The following is a 15,587-nucleotide window of genomic DNA, read 5'->3' as shown; positions in this document are numbered from 1 at the left end:
CCATGCATCTTCTGCTTGCCCAGCAAGGCTCGATTAGCGACGGGGATGACGCGATAGACCTTGGCCAGACGCCAGGGGATATCCTGTTTCTGTCCGCCGCCGATACCGAGCTGTCCGCCATCGCGGCGGCGCTAGCGCGGCAAGCCGAGACCGCGACATGGCGGCTGGCCAGCCTGATGGCGCTGAAACATCCGATGTCGGTCGATACCTATATCGAGCGCACGGCCCGCCATGCGAAACTGATCGTGGTCAGGGCGCTGGGTGGGGCCAGCTATTTTCATTATGCGCTGGAAGCGCTGCACGCCTGCGCCCGCCGCCATGGGATAAAAATTGTCGTTCTGCCCGGCGACGACAAGCCGGATGCCGGGCTGGAGGCTTTTTCAAACCTGGATGCCTCGGATCTATCGGCGCTTTGGGCCTATCTGATTGAGGGCGGCGATAGCAATGCCAGTCACTTCGTCTCCTACGCGCAGGCGCTGCTGACCAATGCACCAAAACCGCAAGAGGCCTTGCCGTTGTTGAAGGCCGGGCTGTGGTGGCCGGGGCGAGGGACGATTGACGTTCAGGCATGGCAGGTGCTTGCAGGTGATGGGCCAATTGTCGCCCTTTGCTTTTACCGCGCCCTTGTCCAGAGCGGCGAGACCGCGCCGGTTGAGGCGATGATTGAGGCGCTGCAAGCGCAGGGCCTGCGGGCCTTGCCGGTGTTTGTCGCCAGTCTGAAGGATGCCGTTTGCGTTGAGACGCTGCGGATGATTTTTAACCAGGCCGCTCCAGATGTGGTGGTCAACACGACAGGTTTTGCCGTTTCCGTTCCGGGTGCCGATGCGCCCTCGACCGTGCTGGACGAACAGGGTGCGGTGGTCTTGCAGGCGCTGTTTTCCTCGTCGCCACGCTCCGTCTGGGACGCATCGATGCAAGGGCTGAGCGCCCGTGATCTCGCCATGAATGTTGCCCTGCCGGAGGTGGATGGGCGGGTGTTGACCCGCGCCGTTTCCTTCAAATCCGCTGCCCGCTACGATGCGCGGGTGGAAACCACCTTGGTCAGCCATGCGCCGGACCAAGGCCGCATGGCGTTCGTCGCCAGTCTGGCCGCCAATTGGGCGCGGCTGAGGCACACACCTGTGCCTGAACGGCAGGTCGCGCTGATCATGGCCAATTATCCCAATCGCGATGGACGCCTGGGCAATGGCGTCGGGCTGGATACGCCTGCCGCCAGCCTTGAAGTGTTGAAGGCCCTGAAGGCCGAAGGCTATGACACCGGCATCCTGCCCGCCAACTCGGATGCACTGATGGCGACATTGATGGCCGGTGTCACCAATGCGGCGGTGAAGGGCAGGGTGATCCGCGAGATCCTGCCGCTTGCCGATTACCAGCGGTTTTTCGCGAGGCTGCCTGACAAAATCAGGCAGGAGGTCAGTGACAGATGGGGGGAGCCGCAGGCCGATCCGTTTTTCGCTGGCGACGGTTTCGCGCTGCCGCTGCTGCGGTTTGGCAAGGTGATGGTCGGCATCCAGCCAGCGCGCGGCTATAATATCGATCCGAAGGACAGTTATCATTCGCCGGATCTGGTGCCGCCGCATGGCTATTTCGCCTTCTACGCATTTTTGCGCCAGACATTTGGCGTTCACGCGATCATCCATATGGGCAAGCACGGCAATCTGGAATGGTTGCCGGGCAAGGCGCTGGCGCTGAGTGAGAGCTGTTATCCCGAAGCGGTGCTGGGTCCGGTGCCGCATCTCTATCCCTTTATCGTAAACGATCCCGGCGAAGGCACGCAGGCCAAGCGCCGGACCAGCGCTGTCATTATCGACCATCTTACGCCGCCGCTGACCAGGGCGGAAAGCTACGGTCCGCTGAAGGATCTGGAAGCGCTGGTCGATGAATATTACCAGGCGATGGGCGGTGATCCGCGCCGGGTTACCCTGTTGAAAACCCAGATCCTCGATCTGGTCGCCGATATTGGTCTGGATGAGGATGCAGGCATTGCCGGGGGCGAGGCGGAGGAGGTCAAGCTGACCAAGCTCGACGCCTATCTCTGCGACCTCAAGGAAATGCAGATTCGCGATGGCCTGCATATTTTCGGGCAGGCACCGGAAGGCCGGTTGCTGACCGATCTGGTTGTGGCCTTGGCGCGGGTGCCGCGTGGACAAGGGCAGAGCCAAGGGGGCCAAGGCGGCGATGCCAGTCTGCACCGGGCGATTGCTGCGGATGCGCTTGGCGGATGGGCCGATTTCGACCCTCTGGACTGTGTGTTTTCCGATATCTGGGACGGGCCGCAACCCGACCTTCTGAGAAACGTCACACTAGCCCCTTGGCGCACCAAGGGCGATACGGTCGAGCGGATCGAATTGCTGGCCTCAGACATGGTGTCGGGCAGTCTTGCCTGTCCCGAAGACTGGCAAAACACAAGCGCTGTTCTGGATGAGGTTGAAGCCCGGCTGAAACCGAGCGTGATCAAATCCGGCCCAGCCGAAATTGCCGGACTGCTCAAAGGACTATCCGGTCGGTTCGTCGCTCCCGGCCCATCCGGTGCGCCGACGCGCGGGCGGCCGGATGTGCTGCCGACCGGCCGTAACTTCTACTCCGTCGATAGCCGCGCCGTGCCGACACCCGCCGCTTACCAACTTGGCCAAAAATCCGCCGAACTGCTGGTTGCCCGCTATGTGCAGGATCATGGCGAATGGCCAGTGTCCTTCGGTATCACTGCGTGGGGGACCAGCAATATGCGCACGGGCGGCGATGATATTGCCCAGGCGCTGGCGCTGATCGGCGTCAAGCCGCTTTGGGACAACGCCTCGCGCCGGGTGACGGGCTATGAGATCATTCCCCAGGCGATTTTAGGTCGCCCGCGTGTTGATGTGACGCTGCGGATCTCAGGGTTTTTCCGTGATGCTTTTCCTGAGCAGATCGCCCTGTTCGACAAGGCGGTGCGGGCAGTTGGCGCTTTGGATGAGGATGCGGCGGATAACCCGATTGCAGCGCGTATCAAGGCTGAAACAGTCTTGTTCCAGCAACAGGGGCTGGACGAAAAGACCGCCAGTCGCCGGGCGGGCTACCGGGTGTTCGGCTCGAAACCCGGCGCTTACGGAGCGGGCCTGCAAGCCTTGATCGATGAAAAGGGCTGGGAGCGCCGGGCCGATCTGGCCGAGGCCTATCTGGTCTGGGGCGCTTACGCTTACGGCGCGGGCGAAGAAGGCAAGGCTGAGCGCGGTCTGTTCGAAGAGCGTTTGCAGGGCGTGCAGGCGGTGGTGCAGAACCAGGACAATCGCGAGCATGATTTGCTGGATAGCGACGATTACTATCAGTTCGAGGGCGGCATGACGGCGGCGGTCGAGCAGCTCTCGGGTCGCAGGCCAACCGTCTATCACAACGACCATTCCCGACCGGAAAAGCCTGTCATCCGCACACTGGAGGAAGAGATTGGCCGGGTGGTGCGCGCCCGTGTCGTCAATCCGAAATGGATCGAAGGCGTGATGCGGCATGGCTATAAGGGTGCGTTCGAAATTGCCGCGACGGTGGATTATCTGTTCGCCTTTGCCGCCACCACCGGCGCTGTGCGCCAGCCGCATTTCGAAGCTGTTTACCAGGCCTTTATCGGCGATGACCGGGTGCGGGCTTTCATGACTGATAAAAACCCGGCAGCGCTGAAGGACATGTCGCAGCGGTTGTTGGAAGCCATCGAGCGTGGCCTCTGGACGCCGCGCAGCAATTCGGCGAGATATCATTTGTCCCAGATTTCTGACGCCCAGATTTTACAGACGATCCAATTGGAGAATGCCCTATGACCGAAACCGTCGATAGCGGAGCCGTTGCAGCAGCATCGGACGATCTTGCCCGCCACGCCGAGAAGATGGCGAAGAAAAAGGCTGCGCGCGACAAGATCATGGCGACCAAGACCGGCGAAAAGGGCCTTGTTATCGTCCATACCGGCAAGGGCAAGGGAAAGTCCTCGGCAGCCTTCGGGATGATCTTCCGCCATATTGCCCATGGCAAGAAATGCGCGGTGGTGCAGTTCATCAAGGGCGCGATGTCAACTGGAGAGCGCGACCTGATCCTGCGGCATTTCTCAGACCTCTGCGCCTTCCACACCATGGGCGAAGGCTTTACCTGGGAAACCCAGGACAAGGCGCGCGACATGGCCATGGCCAGAGCCGCCTGGGACAAGGCCAAGGAACTGATCCGCGATCCCGCCAACAGCATGGTGCTGCTCGACGAAATCAATATCGCTATCCGCTACGACTATATTGACCTGGCCGAAGTCGTCGCTTTCCTGTCGGAAGAAAAGCCGCCAATGACCCACGTGGTGCTGACAGGCCGCAATGCCAAGGATGAGCTGATCGAGATTGCCGATCTGGTGACGGAAATGGAACTGGTCAAACACCCGTTCCGTTCCGGCATCAAGGCTCAGTTGGGTGTGGAGTTCTGATGGCCCAGAACTGAGTATTCTGGGGCGCGCGGTGTTACTTGATCGGGGCTGTTACAGTCGCTCTTCCAGGCTCATGCGCTGATGAAGGACACGGAGGATGTCGATCCCATCGGCATTGATCCGGTAAAAGATCATGTGCGCGCCCTCGGAAAAACCCAAAAGGCCTTCCCTGATGTTGTCATGCTTTTGCCCTGAATAGGGAAATTCGGCGAGAAACTCGAACCTGTTGAATAAGGCTCGCAGATAATCGTTTCTCTGACGCTTGCCCCAGGTTTTGTTGGTGTAACGACCGATATCCTCGACATCGAGACGTGCTATTTCAGTGACCCGATAGCTTTTGCCGCTCATTGTTCGCGGTCGAGTTTTTCATTGAGTGACTGGAGCGACCAATCCTCTGCAAATTCTCCACGATCTGCTTGTTGCCAGCCCTTGTCGATCTGATGGCGCAAAATTTTCAGCTTTTCTTCCCGCTCCTCCAACTCGCGGAGCGCGTCGCGCACCACTTCGCTCGCAGAGGCGTAGCGACCACTGTTTATCTGCTGCTTGATGAAGCCTTCCCAATGCGGGCCAAGTGTCAGGCTGGTTGTTGCCATGGGTAAACCTCTATCCTGTATTCAAAATGAATATAGTGGATGGTTGTAACCATAGCAACGTGGTTCAGATCCCCATCCACACCCGCACAGGATTGGTTGGGTCCAGCAGCAGCTTTATCGCCAGCCCGATGCAGGTGACGATCAGCAGCGGCTTGATGATTTTGGCACCGCTTTTCATTGCCAGTTTCGAGCCGGTCTGGGCGCCGAGAAACTGACCGATGCCCATGACAATGCCGATTTTCCACAAAACCACGCCGTTGAACACGAAGACCAGGAAGGCGCCGACATTGGAGCCGAAATTCAGCAGTTTTGTGTGGGCGGTGGCCTTCAACATGCCGAAACCGGCGAGCGAAACGAAGGCCAGCATCAGGAAAGAGCCGGTGCCGGGGCCGAACACGCCATCATAAATGGCGATCAGCGGGGCAAGGGTCAGGCCGAACAGGAAAGGCGTCATCCGCTGGTGGCTATCGACGTCGGAAATATTTGGCTTCAGGGCAAAATAAGCGGCAATTGCCACCAGCAGAAACGGCATTAGCGCTTTCAGCACATCGCCCGGCACATAGGTCGCGATAACAGCGCCAATCGCGCCGCCCAGCACCGACATGGCGGCCATCGGCAATTGTTTCTTCAGGTTGACATGGCCCTTGCGGCTATAGGCGATGGTGGCAGAGGCAGAGCCGAACATGCCCTGCAATTTGTTGGTTCCCAGCGTTTCCAGCGGCGGAATACCGGCAATCAGCATGGCCGGAATGGTAATAAGGCCACCACCACCGGCAATCGAATCGACAAAACCTGCAATGAAGGCGGCAAAAAACAGAAAGATCAGGGCTTGGATGGCAATATCGGTCATGGGAAATCCGGAGAAGAGTTGAATATCAAGCCTCATACTGCATTCCCTGCCAAACGGTAATCGGTTTGAGAGGAAAATTTTCCGTGAGAATGATCTTGACCGTGGGCGGATCGTCTTCGGCTGAAATTGCGGTTTGACCCGGCTCGGGCGCTTCGCTATTCCTGCCCGCCAAGATGTGCGACGGCGCCTGTTCGACAGGCTGGAATCGTCCGGTGCGGCTGACCCAATCAGGGGGCCAATTCCGGAGCTGTCCCAAAGGCCATAGGAGATGCCGGAAAAACCGGCAGCTCCGGCGCTTCGTACATAAAACGAAACGAAGCATGGAGCCTTTTGTCATGGCAGAAAAACTCGGAATCATGGTCTGTGGACATGGTAGCCGCAACCAGAATGCGGCGCGCGAATTCGCTGTCATCGCTGAAGGGCTGAAGGCGCGCAATCCCGACCTGCCGGTCGAATACGGCTATCTGGAATTCTGCAACCCGGTGATCTCGGCGGGCCTCGACAGTCTGCGGGAAAAGGGCGTCACCCGGGTTCTGGCCGTGCCGGGCATGCTGTTTGCTGCGGGCCATGCCAAGAACGATATTCCCTCGGTGCTGAATACCTATCAGGCGCAGAACCCCGGCATGGTGATCAACTATGGACGTGAGCTTGGTATCGACCTCAAGATGATCCGTGCCGCTGGTGACCGCATCCAGGCTGCCGTGGACGAGGCGAATGGGCAACTGGGATTTGTCGATAAGCATGACACGCTGCTGATGGTGGTTGGGCGCGGCTCATCCGATCCCGATGCCAATTCCAACGCCACCAAGGTGATGCGGATGCTGTGGGAAGGCATGGGCTTTGGCTGGGGCGAAACCTGTTATTCCGGCGTGACCTTTCCGCTGGTGGAACCGGGCCTGACCCATGCCGCCAAGCTGGGCTACAAGCGTATTATCGTCTTCCCCTATTTCCTGTTTACTGGCGTGCTGGTGAAGCGGATCTACAGCTATACCGATGAGGTGGCGGCCCGCCATCCGGATATCCAGTTCGTCAAGGCCAGCTATCTCAATGATCATCCGCTGGTGCTGGATGCCTTTCAGGATCGGGTGCGCGAAATCCTCGAAGGCGCTGCGGTGATGAACTGCCAGATGTGCAAATACCGCGAACAGGTTTTAGGCTTTGAGGCCGATATCGGCCAGCCGCAGGAAAGCCACCACCATCATGTCGAGGGCATTGGCGGCGGCCTGGAAGACTGTCCGTGCAAGGGCGATTGCGACGCCTCCTGCCGTGATCAGGCGTTCTGTCTCAAGCATGGCCTGCCGTGGACGCCGGTCCATAGCCATGCCGATCCGGCCCCACTGCAACCGGCTTTCGACTACGGCGCCTCCACCACGCTTGGTGGTAAATACGGACATTTGCTGAATGCCAGCCCCGATGCCGGGCTGGAAGCGGTGATGAATGCGCCGTCCAGCGGCAAGGCGCATGTCCACGAACACGGGCCGGATTGCGGCTGTGGTCATGATCATAGCCACGACCACCATGGGCATGGTCACGCGCATGGAAATCATGATCACACGCACGACCAGGGGCACGACCACGGGCATGACCACCATCACGACCGTGAACACGCCCACAGCCACACCCATGCGCCTTATCCCCATGCGGATCATCCGCTCGGGCCAAAATCCATGAAGAAGACCTGATGGCCTTGTTCGACCGCATCTTGATCGTGGACTGGTCCGGCGCAGCTAAACCGGTGACGGGCAAGAACTCCATCTGGGCCTGTCTTGCTGATTGCGGCGTGGCGGGGGCCGAGATCGTCTGGCTGGAAAACTTCCCCACCCGTGCCGCCTTCATGGCGCGGTTTGAGGACGTCGTCAGCGATGCGCTGGCGGCGGGCAAGCGCCTGCTGGCCGGTTTCGATTTCGCTTTCGGTTATCCCAGGGGTACGGCGGCGCGGGTGACGGGTGCTGCGGATTGGCAAAGCCTTTGGCGCGCCATTGCCCGTGAGGTTGAAGATGGTGCTGATAATGCCAATAACCGTTTCGCGCTGGCTGCGCGCTGGAACCGGGACTATTTTGCTCGAGAACCGCGCTTCTGGGGCAGGCCGCAGGCGCTGGATCTGGACGGTCTGCCCGCAACAAAGCCCGCTGCACCCACCAGCGCGCCTTTTACCATGCGGCTTTCGGAGCGCCATGCGCGCGGCGCAAAATCCGTCTGGCAACTGGCCTATGCCGGGTCGGTTGGCAGCCAGAGCCTGCTGGGTATTGCCCGGCTGAGCCGTTTTCTCGACGGGCATCCGAACCGTGACAAGATTGCGGTCTGGCCGTTTGAGACTGGCTTTACGGCTGGACATGCGGAAAAACTAGGCGGTGGACTTGGGCGACTCGATGGCCAGCCGGGCAGTTCCAGCGGCGGCCATCATGTCGTTTTGGCGGAAATTTATCCCTCACTGTTTTCGCTGGGGGATCATGAGAATGAAGTGAAGGATGCCGCGCAGGTGCGCCGGGTTGCGAGAGCCTTTGCCGGGTTCGACGCAGCCGGGATGTTGGGTAGGCTGTTTGAACGGCCCCACATGCTCTCGGATGAGGAGATTGACGTGACGACGCAGGAAGAGGGCTGGGTGCTGGGCATCGGCCATGAGGATCTGGTTATGGAAGATCTGGCCGCAACAGGAGCGGAGCTTCCGTTAGGCGAGCTGGATGACGCTGCGGAAGAGGTCAGGCAGACCCCAGCACTCGACTATATCCGCCAGCCAGCCGAGATCTACCGCCAGTCCTTCGAGACCATCCGGCGCGAGGCCAATCTTGACCGGTTTCCTGTCGCCATGCAGCCTCTGGTGATCCGCTTGATTCATGCCTGCGGCATGATTGATCTGGCTGATGACATCGTGTTTTCGCAGGGTGCCTTTGAGGCAGGCGCTGCGGCACTTGCCGCCGGTGCGCCCATTCTCTGCGATGCGGAAATGGTTCGGCACGGCATTATCCGCAGTCTTCTGCCAGCGGAAAACGAAGTGGTCTGCCTGATCAATGATGTCAGGGTGCGGCCACTGGCTGCCTGGGCAGGCAATACCCGCTCGGCAGCGCAGGTCAATCTTTGGGCTGGTCAGCTGGAAGGCGCTGTCGTGGCCATCGGCAATGCACCGACGGCGCTGTTTCGCCTCCTGGAACTGCTGGATCAGGGGGCACCGAAGCCAGCATTGATCCTCGGTCTGCCGGTCGGTTTTGTCGGGGCGGCTGAAAGCAAGGCAGAGCTTGCCGCCAACAGCCGGGGCGTGCCGTTCATTGCCGTTCAAGGGCGGCGAGGCGGTTCTGCCATGGCCTCGGCTGCGGTCAATGCGCTGGCGGGAGGGCTCGGCGCCAATGACTGAGGCCTCCAGCGATCCATGGCTGACCATTATCGGCATCGGTGATGGCGGTCTCGCCAGCCTGACGCCACAGCAGCTTGCCCATCTCAGCGAAGCCCAGGTGCTGGTGCTGGGTGAGCGGTTGGAACATGCGGTGGCCGATGCCATACCCAATGTGCGGCGCATCCTCACCTGGGGGGCAGGTTTTCGCGAAACGCTGGATCAGCTCCTGGCACTGCGCGGCACGCCGGTCGTGGTGGTGGCAACCGGCGATCCCATGCATTTCGGCATAGGTGCTACGCTGCGGCGCTATCTGGCGCCGGAAGAAATGCGCATACTGCCCAGCCCCTCGGCCTTTTCGCTGGCCGCCGCCCGGCTTGGCTGGCCGCTGCAAAGCGTCGCGCAGATTTCCTTGCATGGCCGCCCGCTGTCCTACCTCAACCGGCATGTCCTGCCGGGTGCGCGCATCCTCGCCCTGACCTCCAATGCTGAAACGGTTTTTGAGGCCGCCGACCTGCTGGTGCGGCGCGGCTTTGGGGCCTCCATGCTGCATGTGCTGGAACATATGGGCGGCGCGCTGGAGCGCATTCTGCATGTCACCGCACAAGACCTGCTGGCGCAGCTGCCGGGGATTGCCGATTTCAACACGCTGGCCGTGGATTGCGCCGGTGCAGGGACGATTCTCTCGCCGGTGCCGGGCCTGCCGGACGATGCCTTCCGTCACGATGGGCAATTGACCAAGCGTGAGGTGAGGGCGGCAACGCTTGCACATCTGGCACCGTTTCCCAATGCTTTACTCTGGGATGTCGGTGCCGGTTGCGGCTCCATCGCCATTGAATGGCTGCGCGCTGGCATGGGCACCCGTGCTATTGCAATCGAGCCGAAGCCGGAGCGGCTGGCGATGATGCGTGACAATGCCGAGGTGCTGGGCGTGCCGGATCTGGAGATTGTCGAGGCCGAAGCACCGGCGGGATTGTTGAAACTTGATCCGCCGGATGTGATTTTCATCGGTGGCGGTATCACCACCGAAGGTCTGTTTGAGGCCTGCTGGCAGGCGCTGAAGCCGGGCGGGCGGCTGGTCGCCAATGCCGTGACGCTGGAAGGCGAGGCACAGCTTGTGACGTTGCGTAACCTCTATGGCGGTGAGATGAGCCGGATTTCCGTGTCGCGCGCAGCACCCGTCGGTCGGTTCTGCGGCTGGAAATCGCTGATGCCGGTGACAACATGGAGTGTTGCCAAATGGAGCATTTCCAAATGACGGGCAAACTCTATGGCCTGGGCCTTGGCCCCGGCGACCCGGAACTGATGACCTTGAAGGCGCATCGCATCCTGACCTCCGTTTCAGTGATTGCCTATCCGGCACCCGATACCGGCCCAAGCTTTGCCCGCCAGATTGCCGCGCCCTATCTGCGGGCCGACCAGCTTGAGGTGCCCATGATCGTGCCGATGCGCGTTGAGCGCTATCCGGCTCAGGAAATTTATGACGCTGCCGCTGTGACCCTGTCGCATCATCTGGATGCCGGTTCGGATGTGGCGGTGCTGTGCGAAGGCGATCCGTTTTTCTACGGCTCGTTCATGTATCTGTTCGAGCGGCTGGCGCATCGCTATCCGACCGAAGTCGTTCCCGGCGTCTCATCGATGATGGCCGCCGCCGCTGCCTATGGCCGACCGCTGGCGGCCCGCAACGATGTGCTGACCGTGCTGCCAGGCCCGCTGGAAAGTGATGTCCTGCGCGCCCGGATCGAAAGCGCCTCTGCCGTCGCCGTCATCAAGCTGGGGCGGCATTTCCCCCGCATCAGAGCGCTGATCGATACCATGGGCCTGACGGCCAATGCCGGTTATGTCGAGCGCGTGTCGCTGCAAAGCGAGCGCCTGCTGCCGCTGGGCGATGTCGCAGAAGATGTTGCCCCGTATTTCTCGATGATCCTGATTTACAAGGGGGCAGAGGGCTGGGCGCTCAGTGCGGCTCCTCAACCGGAAAGACTTTGATGACGACGCCCCAAAAAACCAGTGATGAGCAAACCGGCCCTGAAAAAACAGGCATTGAAAATACCGGCAATGCAAAACCCGCTATTGTCATTCTGATGCCAACGGCGCTGGCCTTGGCGCGTCGCATTGCCGAGGCCGTTGGCGGTGAGGTTCACGCCGCCGCATCCCGTGTGGATGGGGCGGATCAGACCTTTGACGATGTGAAAAGCCATGTCCGGGCGTTGTTTTCTGCTGGCCGTCCGATCATTGCGGTCATGGCATCGGGTGCGTTGATCCGGCTGCTGGCACCATTGCTCACCGACAAACAGTCCGAACCGCCGGTGCTGTGCGTGTCAGAGGCTTCCGTGGTGCCGTTGCTGGGTGGTCACCACGGCGCCAATGACATGGCGCGGGCAGTGGCTAAGGCCCTGGATGCCCATGCGGCAATTACCACGGCAGGCGATCTGCGCTTCGGTGTGGCGTTGGATGCGCCGCCTGAGGGCTATGTGCTGGTCAATCCTGAACACGCCAAGACCGTCATGGCCGAACTGGTGGCCGGGGCAAGCGTCCGCCTGGTTGGCGATGCGGATTGGCTGACGGCTTCCCGCCTTGCTTTTCACGACGAGGGCAAGGTGACCCTGGCCGTCACCGATCAGCGCCGGACGGCGGGGCCGCTGGAGCTGGTCTATCACCCTCAAACCCTGGTTTTGGGCATGGGCTGCGAGCGCCATGCATCGGTGGAAGAGGCGATTGCGCTGGCGCAGCAGGCACTCGATATATCGGGTCTTGCTGCCCAAAGCCTTGCCGCGGTTGCCTCTATCGACGTCAAGGCCGATGAGGCGGCAATCCATGCCGTTGCCGCGCATTTCGGTGTGCCCGCCCGGTTCTTTTCCGCCGAACGGTTGGAGCAGGAACGCCCCCGTCTGCAAAACCCGTCGGACGTGGTGTTTGCCGAAGTCGGTTGCCACGGCGTGGCGGAGGGTGCTGCGCTGGTGGTGGCCGGTTCGGATGGGGTGCTGGTTCTGCCCAAGATCAAATCGAAAGGCGTCACCGCTGCGCTTGGCCGCAGCGCACAGCCCATCAAAGTCGAAAACCTTGGCCGCGCCCGTGGGACATTGTTCGTGGTCGGCATCGGGCCGGGGTCGGAAGGGTGGCGCTCGCCGGAAGTCTCCCGCATGGTGGCGGCCTCGAGTGATCTCGTTGGCTATTCGCTTTATCTCGACCTGCTGGGATCGCTCACTGAGGGCAAGGCGCGGCATGATTTCGACCTTGGCAAGGAAGAAGCCCGCGTGGTCCATGCGATGGAACTGGCGGGCGAGGGCAAGACGGTGGCGCTGGTCTGTTCCGGCGATGCCGGCATTTATGCCATGGCAACGCTGGTGTTTGAGCTGTTGGACAAGGGCGGAATTTCTGCGGGCGCGCAGCGGATCGAGGTTCAGGTTTCGCCGGGTATCTCCGCGCTTCAGGCTGCCGCCGCCCGGATCGGCGCGCCGCTTGGCCATGATTTCTGCACCATTTCACTCTCGGACCTGTTGACGCCCTGGGAGCATATTCAGCGTCGGGTCAAGGCGGCGGGCGAGGGTGATTTTGTCATCGCCTTTTACAATCCGGTGTCGATGAAGCGGCGCACGCAACTGGCCTATGCCCGCGACCAGCTCCTCACATATCGCCCGGCTGACACACCGGTCATTCTCGCCACCAATCTTGGCCGTCCTGGCGAGACGGTGCGGGTGGTGCCACTGGCTGGCTTGAATGTCGATGATGTCGATATGCTGACGGTGGTCATCGTCGGTTCGTCAGAAAGCCGCACCGTCAAAACCGGTGACGGCAAGACCTGGGTTTACACGCCGCGCGGCTATTCCGGCAAGGCGGATACAGCAATGCAGAAGGACGCATGACATGACGGTTTATTTCATCGGCGCCGGTCCCGGCGCGCCAGATCTGATCACCGTGCGGGGCTTGAGGCTGATTGAGCGCTGCCCGGTCTGCCTTTATGCGGGATCGCTGGTGCCGGAGGAAATCGTCAAGGCCGCGCCTGCTGATGCCCTGGTCAAGGATACCGCGCCGATGCATCTGGATGAGATCATCACCGAGATCCAGGCGGCCCATGCACGGGGCCAGGATGTGGCGCGGGTGCATTCCGGCGATCCGGCCATCTATGGGGCGATTGCCGAACAGATGCGCAGGCTGGACGCGCTGGATATTCCCTATGACGTGGTGCCGGGCGTGCCCGCCTTTGCGGCGGCGGCTGCAAGGTTGAAGACCGAATTGACCCTGCCGGAAGTGGCTCAGACTGTCATCATTACCCGCACAGAGATGAAGGCATCGTCGATGCCGGAATTCGAGACGCTTGAAATTCTCGGTAAATCCCGCGCCACGCTGGCCATTCACCTGTCGATCCGCAATCTCAACCATATCCGCGATACCCTGACGCCTTATTATGGCGAGGACTGCCCGGTTGTGATTGCTTACCGCGCCACATGGCCGGATGAATTGTTCATCCGCACCACGTTGAAGGATATGGCGGAGGAGGTGCGCAAGGCGAAAATTACCCGAACGGCACTGGTCATGGTCGGCAAAGTGTTCGGCGATGTCGCCTTCCGCGATAGCGATCTCTACAATTCTGATTTTTCCCATGTGCTGCGCAATGTGGGCAAGAAGGGTGTAACCAAGAAAAACCAGGCCGTCTGAGAGCGAGAGCGGTTGCGGGATGGCGCAAGGCCGCTATTGTCCCGTCAAAGGATATATAAAGGACAAGCGCGATGCATAAGGTGATTTTCGATACGGACCCCGGCGTTGACGATGCCATGGCACTGCTGTTCCTGCATCACCATGCGGATATCGATCTGCTGGGCATCACCACGGTGTTCGGCAATGCCACGCTTGAGACCACGACCCGCAACGCGCTCTACCTGAAGCAGGAATGGAATATCGAGGCGCCTGTTGCCAAGGGTGCGGGCGAAACCTTCATCCCGCATCGCGTTAGCCATGAGCCACCGAAGTTCATTCACGGCGACGACGGACTTGGCAATATCGGCGTGCCGGATGCCGTGGACGTGCCGCTCGATGCCCGCCCAGCGCATCGCTTTATCGTCGAGACCATCCGCGCCAATCCAGGCGAAGTACGGATCGTCGCAGTTGGGCGAATGACCAACCTTGCCAATGCCTTGAAGGAAGATCCTGAGATCGTTTCTCTGGTCAAGGACGTGGTCATCATGGGCGGTGCCTTCGATGTCAACGGCAATGTGACGCCCGCCGCCGAGGCCAATATCCACGGCGACCCGGAAGCGGCCGATATTGTCTTCACCGCCGGCTGGCCGGTGGTGGTGGTTGGTCTTGATGTCACGACGAAAACCGTGATGACCCGCCAGGCGCTATCCGACATCCGCGATGCAGCGGGCATGCGGGCGCAATTGCTGTTCGACCTGTCGCAATTCTACATCAAATTCTACGAGAGCCGGGTGCCTGATGGCATGGTGGTCCACGACAGCTGCGCCTGTGCTTATGTGGTGGCGCCGGAGCTGTTCACCACCCGCAGCGGCTCGATCCGCGTGGTCTGTGGCGGCATTGCCGATGGCCAGACCATTCAGAAGCCCGACAGCATGGGCTTCGGCCCGAGCGATTGGGATGACCTGCCAAGCCAGGCGATCTGCACCGATATCGACGCCGAAGCGGTGCTGAAACTGATCCATGATACGATCGTGTCTGTCCAGGAAGCATAATTCTAACGCATAATGCGGTAGAACATTGCCAGAGTAGTGGTGTCTGCCGTGTGCTGCTCTCAATAGACAGGGTTTGGAAAGCAGATGGACATAAGACCTGCGATGAAATCGGACTTTCCGATGCTGGCAAATCTGATGACTGAACTCGGCTATCCTAGTTTGGTTGAAGATATTGCAATGCGGATGGAGGTCATCGCAGGCCGCGATGATTACGCTGCGTTTGTTTCAGTCGAACAAACTGTCGTTGCCGGAATGATCGGCGTTTCTGTTTCGCCATCCTTTTACCGCAGCGGTCTTGGTGGTGCCATAATCGCTCTGGTTGTCTCGCCTGATTTTCGAGGACAAGGAATTGCGGTTTCACTTGTCGCCCACGCAGAGCAATGGCTTCGCGAAAGAGGTGCAGATCGGGTCACAATAAACCCCAGCAACCATCGTCTCCCTGCTCATCGGCTTTATTATCGCCTGGGCTACGAAAATACGGGGATACGCTTTACAAAAGCACTGTGACGCATGTTTCCCAGAGTTTGTCAGGGAAAAGTGGAATCCACTTTTCCTGGAAACGCTCTATTTCGCACCGCCCCATGTGTTAACCGATGAAGAGTAGACAATAAATCAATATATTCATGGTTTATTAGCCAGGAAGCCAGAATGCCCGCCTCATCGGGGAGTTGGCACCATTAAATTGGGTGGTGTCTGCGTTGTG

The 15,587-nt window shown here is 60.1% G+C and carries 13 protein-coding genes; 10 read left to right on the top strand and 3 right to left on the bottom strand.

Going from position 1 to position 15,587, the window contains the following annotated elements; genetic code table 11:
* The first annotated feature begins 2 nt into the window (after window positions 1–2).
* Both cobN and cobO read left to right on the top strand, forming a co-directional pair.
* Window positions 3–3,785, top strand: coding sequence for a cobaltochelatase subunit CobN (cobN, locus tag FS819_RS08535; protein WP_156551441.1), 3,783 nt, complete (start codon window positions 3–5; stop codon window positions 3,783–3,785).
* Window positions 3,782–4,426 (top strand): cob(I)yrinic acid a,c-diamide adenosyltransferase, encoded by a 645-nt coding sequence (cobO, locus tag FS819_RS08530; RefSeq protein WP_156551442.1) that lies wholly within the window; start codon window positions 3,782–3,784, stop codon window positions 4,424–4,426. Before cobN ends, cobO begins: the two co-directional genes overlap by 4 nt.
* A gap of 51 nt (window positions 4,427–4,477) precedes the next feature.
* Here the strand turns inward: cobO and FS819_RS08525 are convergent, their stop codons facing one another.
* The 3 genes from FS819_RS08525 to FS819_RS08515 all read right to left on the bottom strand — a co-directional run bounded on the left by FS819_RS08525 (window position 4,478) and on the right by FS819_RS08515 (window position 5,869).
* Window positions 4,478–4,774 carry a type II toxin-antitoxin system RelE/ParE family toxin gene (locus FS819_RS08525; protein WP_156551443.1) on the bottom strand — a complete coding sequence of 99 codons (297 nt, stop codon included), beginning with the start codon at window positions 4,772–4,774 and terminating at the stop codon, window positions 4,478–4,480.
* Window positions 4,771–5,019: a type II toxin-antitoxin system ParD family antitoxin gene (locus tag FS819_RS08520; protein ID WP_156551444.1), complete on the bottom strand. Its 249-nt coding sequence runs from the start codon at window positions 5,017–5,019 to the stop codon at window positions 4,771–4,773. The genes FS819_RS08525 and FS819_RS08520 overlap by 4 nt, the downstream gene beginning before the upstream one ends.
* Before the next feature lie 64 nt (window positions 5,020–5,083).
* Complete coding sequence (locus FS819_RS08515; protein WP_070165154.1) at window positions 5,084–5,869, bottom strand: TSUP family transporter; 786 nt, start codon at window positions 5,867–5,869, stop codon at window positions 5,084–5,086.
* Window positions 5,870–6,204: 335 nt separating this feature from the next.
* Between FS819_RS08515 and FS819_RS08510 the strand changes: the two genes are divergently transcribed.
* The 8 genes from FS819_RS08510 to FS819_RS08475 all read left to right on the top strand — a co-directional run bounded on the left by FS819_RS08510 (window position 6,205) and on the right by FS819_RS08475 (window position 15,391).
* Window positions 6,205–7,551, top strand: coding sequence for a sirohydrochlorin chelatase (locus FS819_RS08510; RefSeq protein ID WP_156551445.1), 1,347 nt, complete (start codon window positions 6,205–6,207; stop codon window positions 7,549–7,551).
* A 950-nt stretch (window positions 7,552–8,501) separates the two neighbouring features.
* A complete protein-coding gene (locus tag FS819_RS08505) occupies window positions 8,502–9,218 on the top strand; it encodes a precorrin-8X methylmutase (protein WP_498724436.1) in 717 nt (238 codons plus the stop codon).
* Window positions 9,211–10,452, top strand: a complete 1,242-nt coding sequence (gene cbiE, locus FS819_RS08500; RefSeq protein ID WP_156551446.1) for a precorrin-6y C5,15-methyltransferase (decarboxylating) subunit CbiE — start codon at window positions 9,211–9,213, stop codon at window positions 10,450–10,452. The genes FS819_RS08505 and cbiE overlap by 8 nt, the downstream gene beginning before the upstream one ends.
* Window positions 10,449–11,183 carry a precorrin-2 C(20)-methyltransferase gene (cobI, locus tag FS819_RS08495; protein WP_156551447.1) on the top strand — a complete coding sequence of 245 codons (735 nt, stop codon included), beginning with the start codon at window positions 10,449–10,451 and terminating at the stop codon, window positions 11,181–11,183. The genes cbiE and cobI overlap by 4 nt, the downstream gene beginning before the upstream one ends.
* Window positions 11,183–13,060, top strand: coding sequence for a precorrin-3B C(17)-methyltransferase (gene cobJ / locus FS819_RS08490; RefSeq protein ID WP_409050152.1), 1,878 nt, complete (start codon window positions 11,183–11,185; stop codon window positions 13,058–13,060). The genes cobI and cobJ overlap by 1 nt, the downstream gene beginning before the upstream one ends.
* Window position 13,061: 1 nt before the next feature.
* A complete protein-coding gene (gene cobM, locus FS819_RS08485) occupies window positions 13,062–13,853 on the top strand; it encodes a precorrin-4 C(11)-methyltransferase (RefSeq protein ID WP_156551448.1) in 792 nt (263 codons plus the stop codon).
* A 71-nt stretch (window positions 13,854–13,924) separates the two neighbouring features.
* Window positions 13,925–14,884 carry a nucleoside hydrolase gene (locus tag FS819_RS08480; RefSeq protein ID WP_156551449.1) on the top strand — a complete coding sequence of 320 codons (960 nt, stop codon included), beginning with the start codon at window positions 13,925–13,927 and terminating at the stop codon, window positions 14,882–14,884.
* 84 nt (window positions 14,885–14,968) lie between these two features.
* Window positions 14,969–15,391 (top strand): GNAT family N-acetyltransferase, encoded by a 423-nt coding sequence (locus FS819_RS08475; RefSeq protein ID WP_156551450.1) that lies wholly within the window; start codon window positions 14,969–14,971, stop codon window positions 15,389–15,391.
* Window positions 15,392–15,587 lie beyond the last annotated feature (196 nt).

Source organism: Allorhizobium sp. Av2 (assembly GCF_021462805.2).
Classification (GTDB): domain Bacteria; phylum Pseudomonadota; class Alphaproteobacteria; order Rhizobiales; family Rhizobiaceae; genus Allorhizobium; species Allorhizobium vitis_G.
Note: the sequence above shows the minus strand (reverse complement) of the source record. Positions and strands in the feature narration are given on the sequence as shown.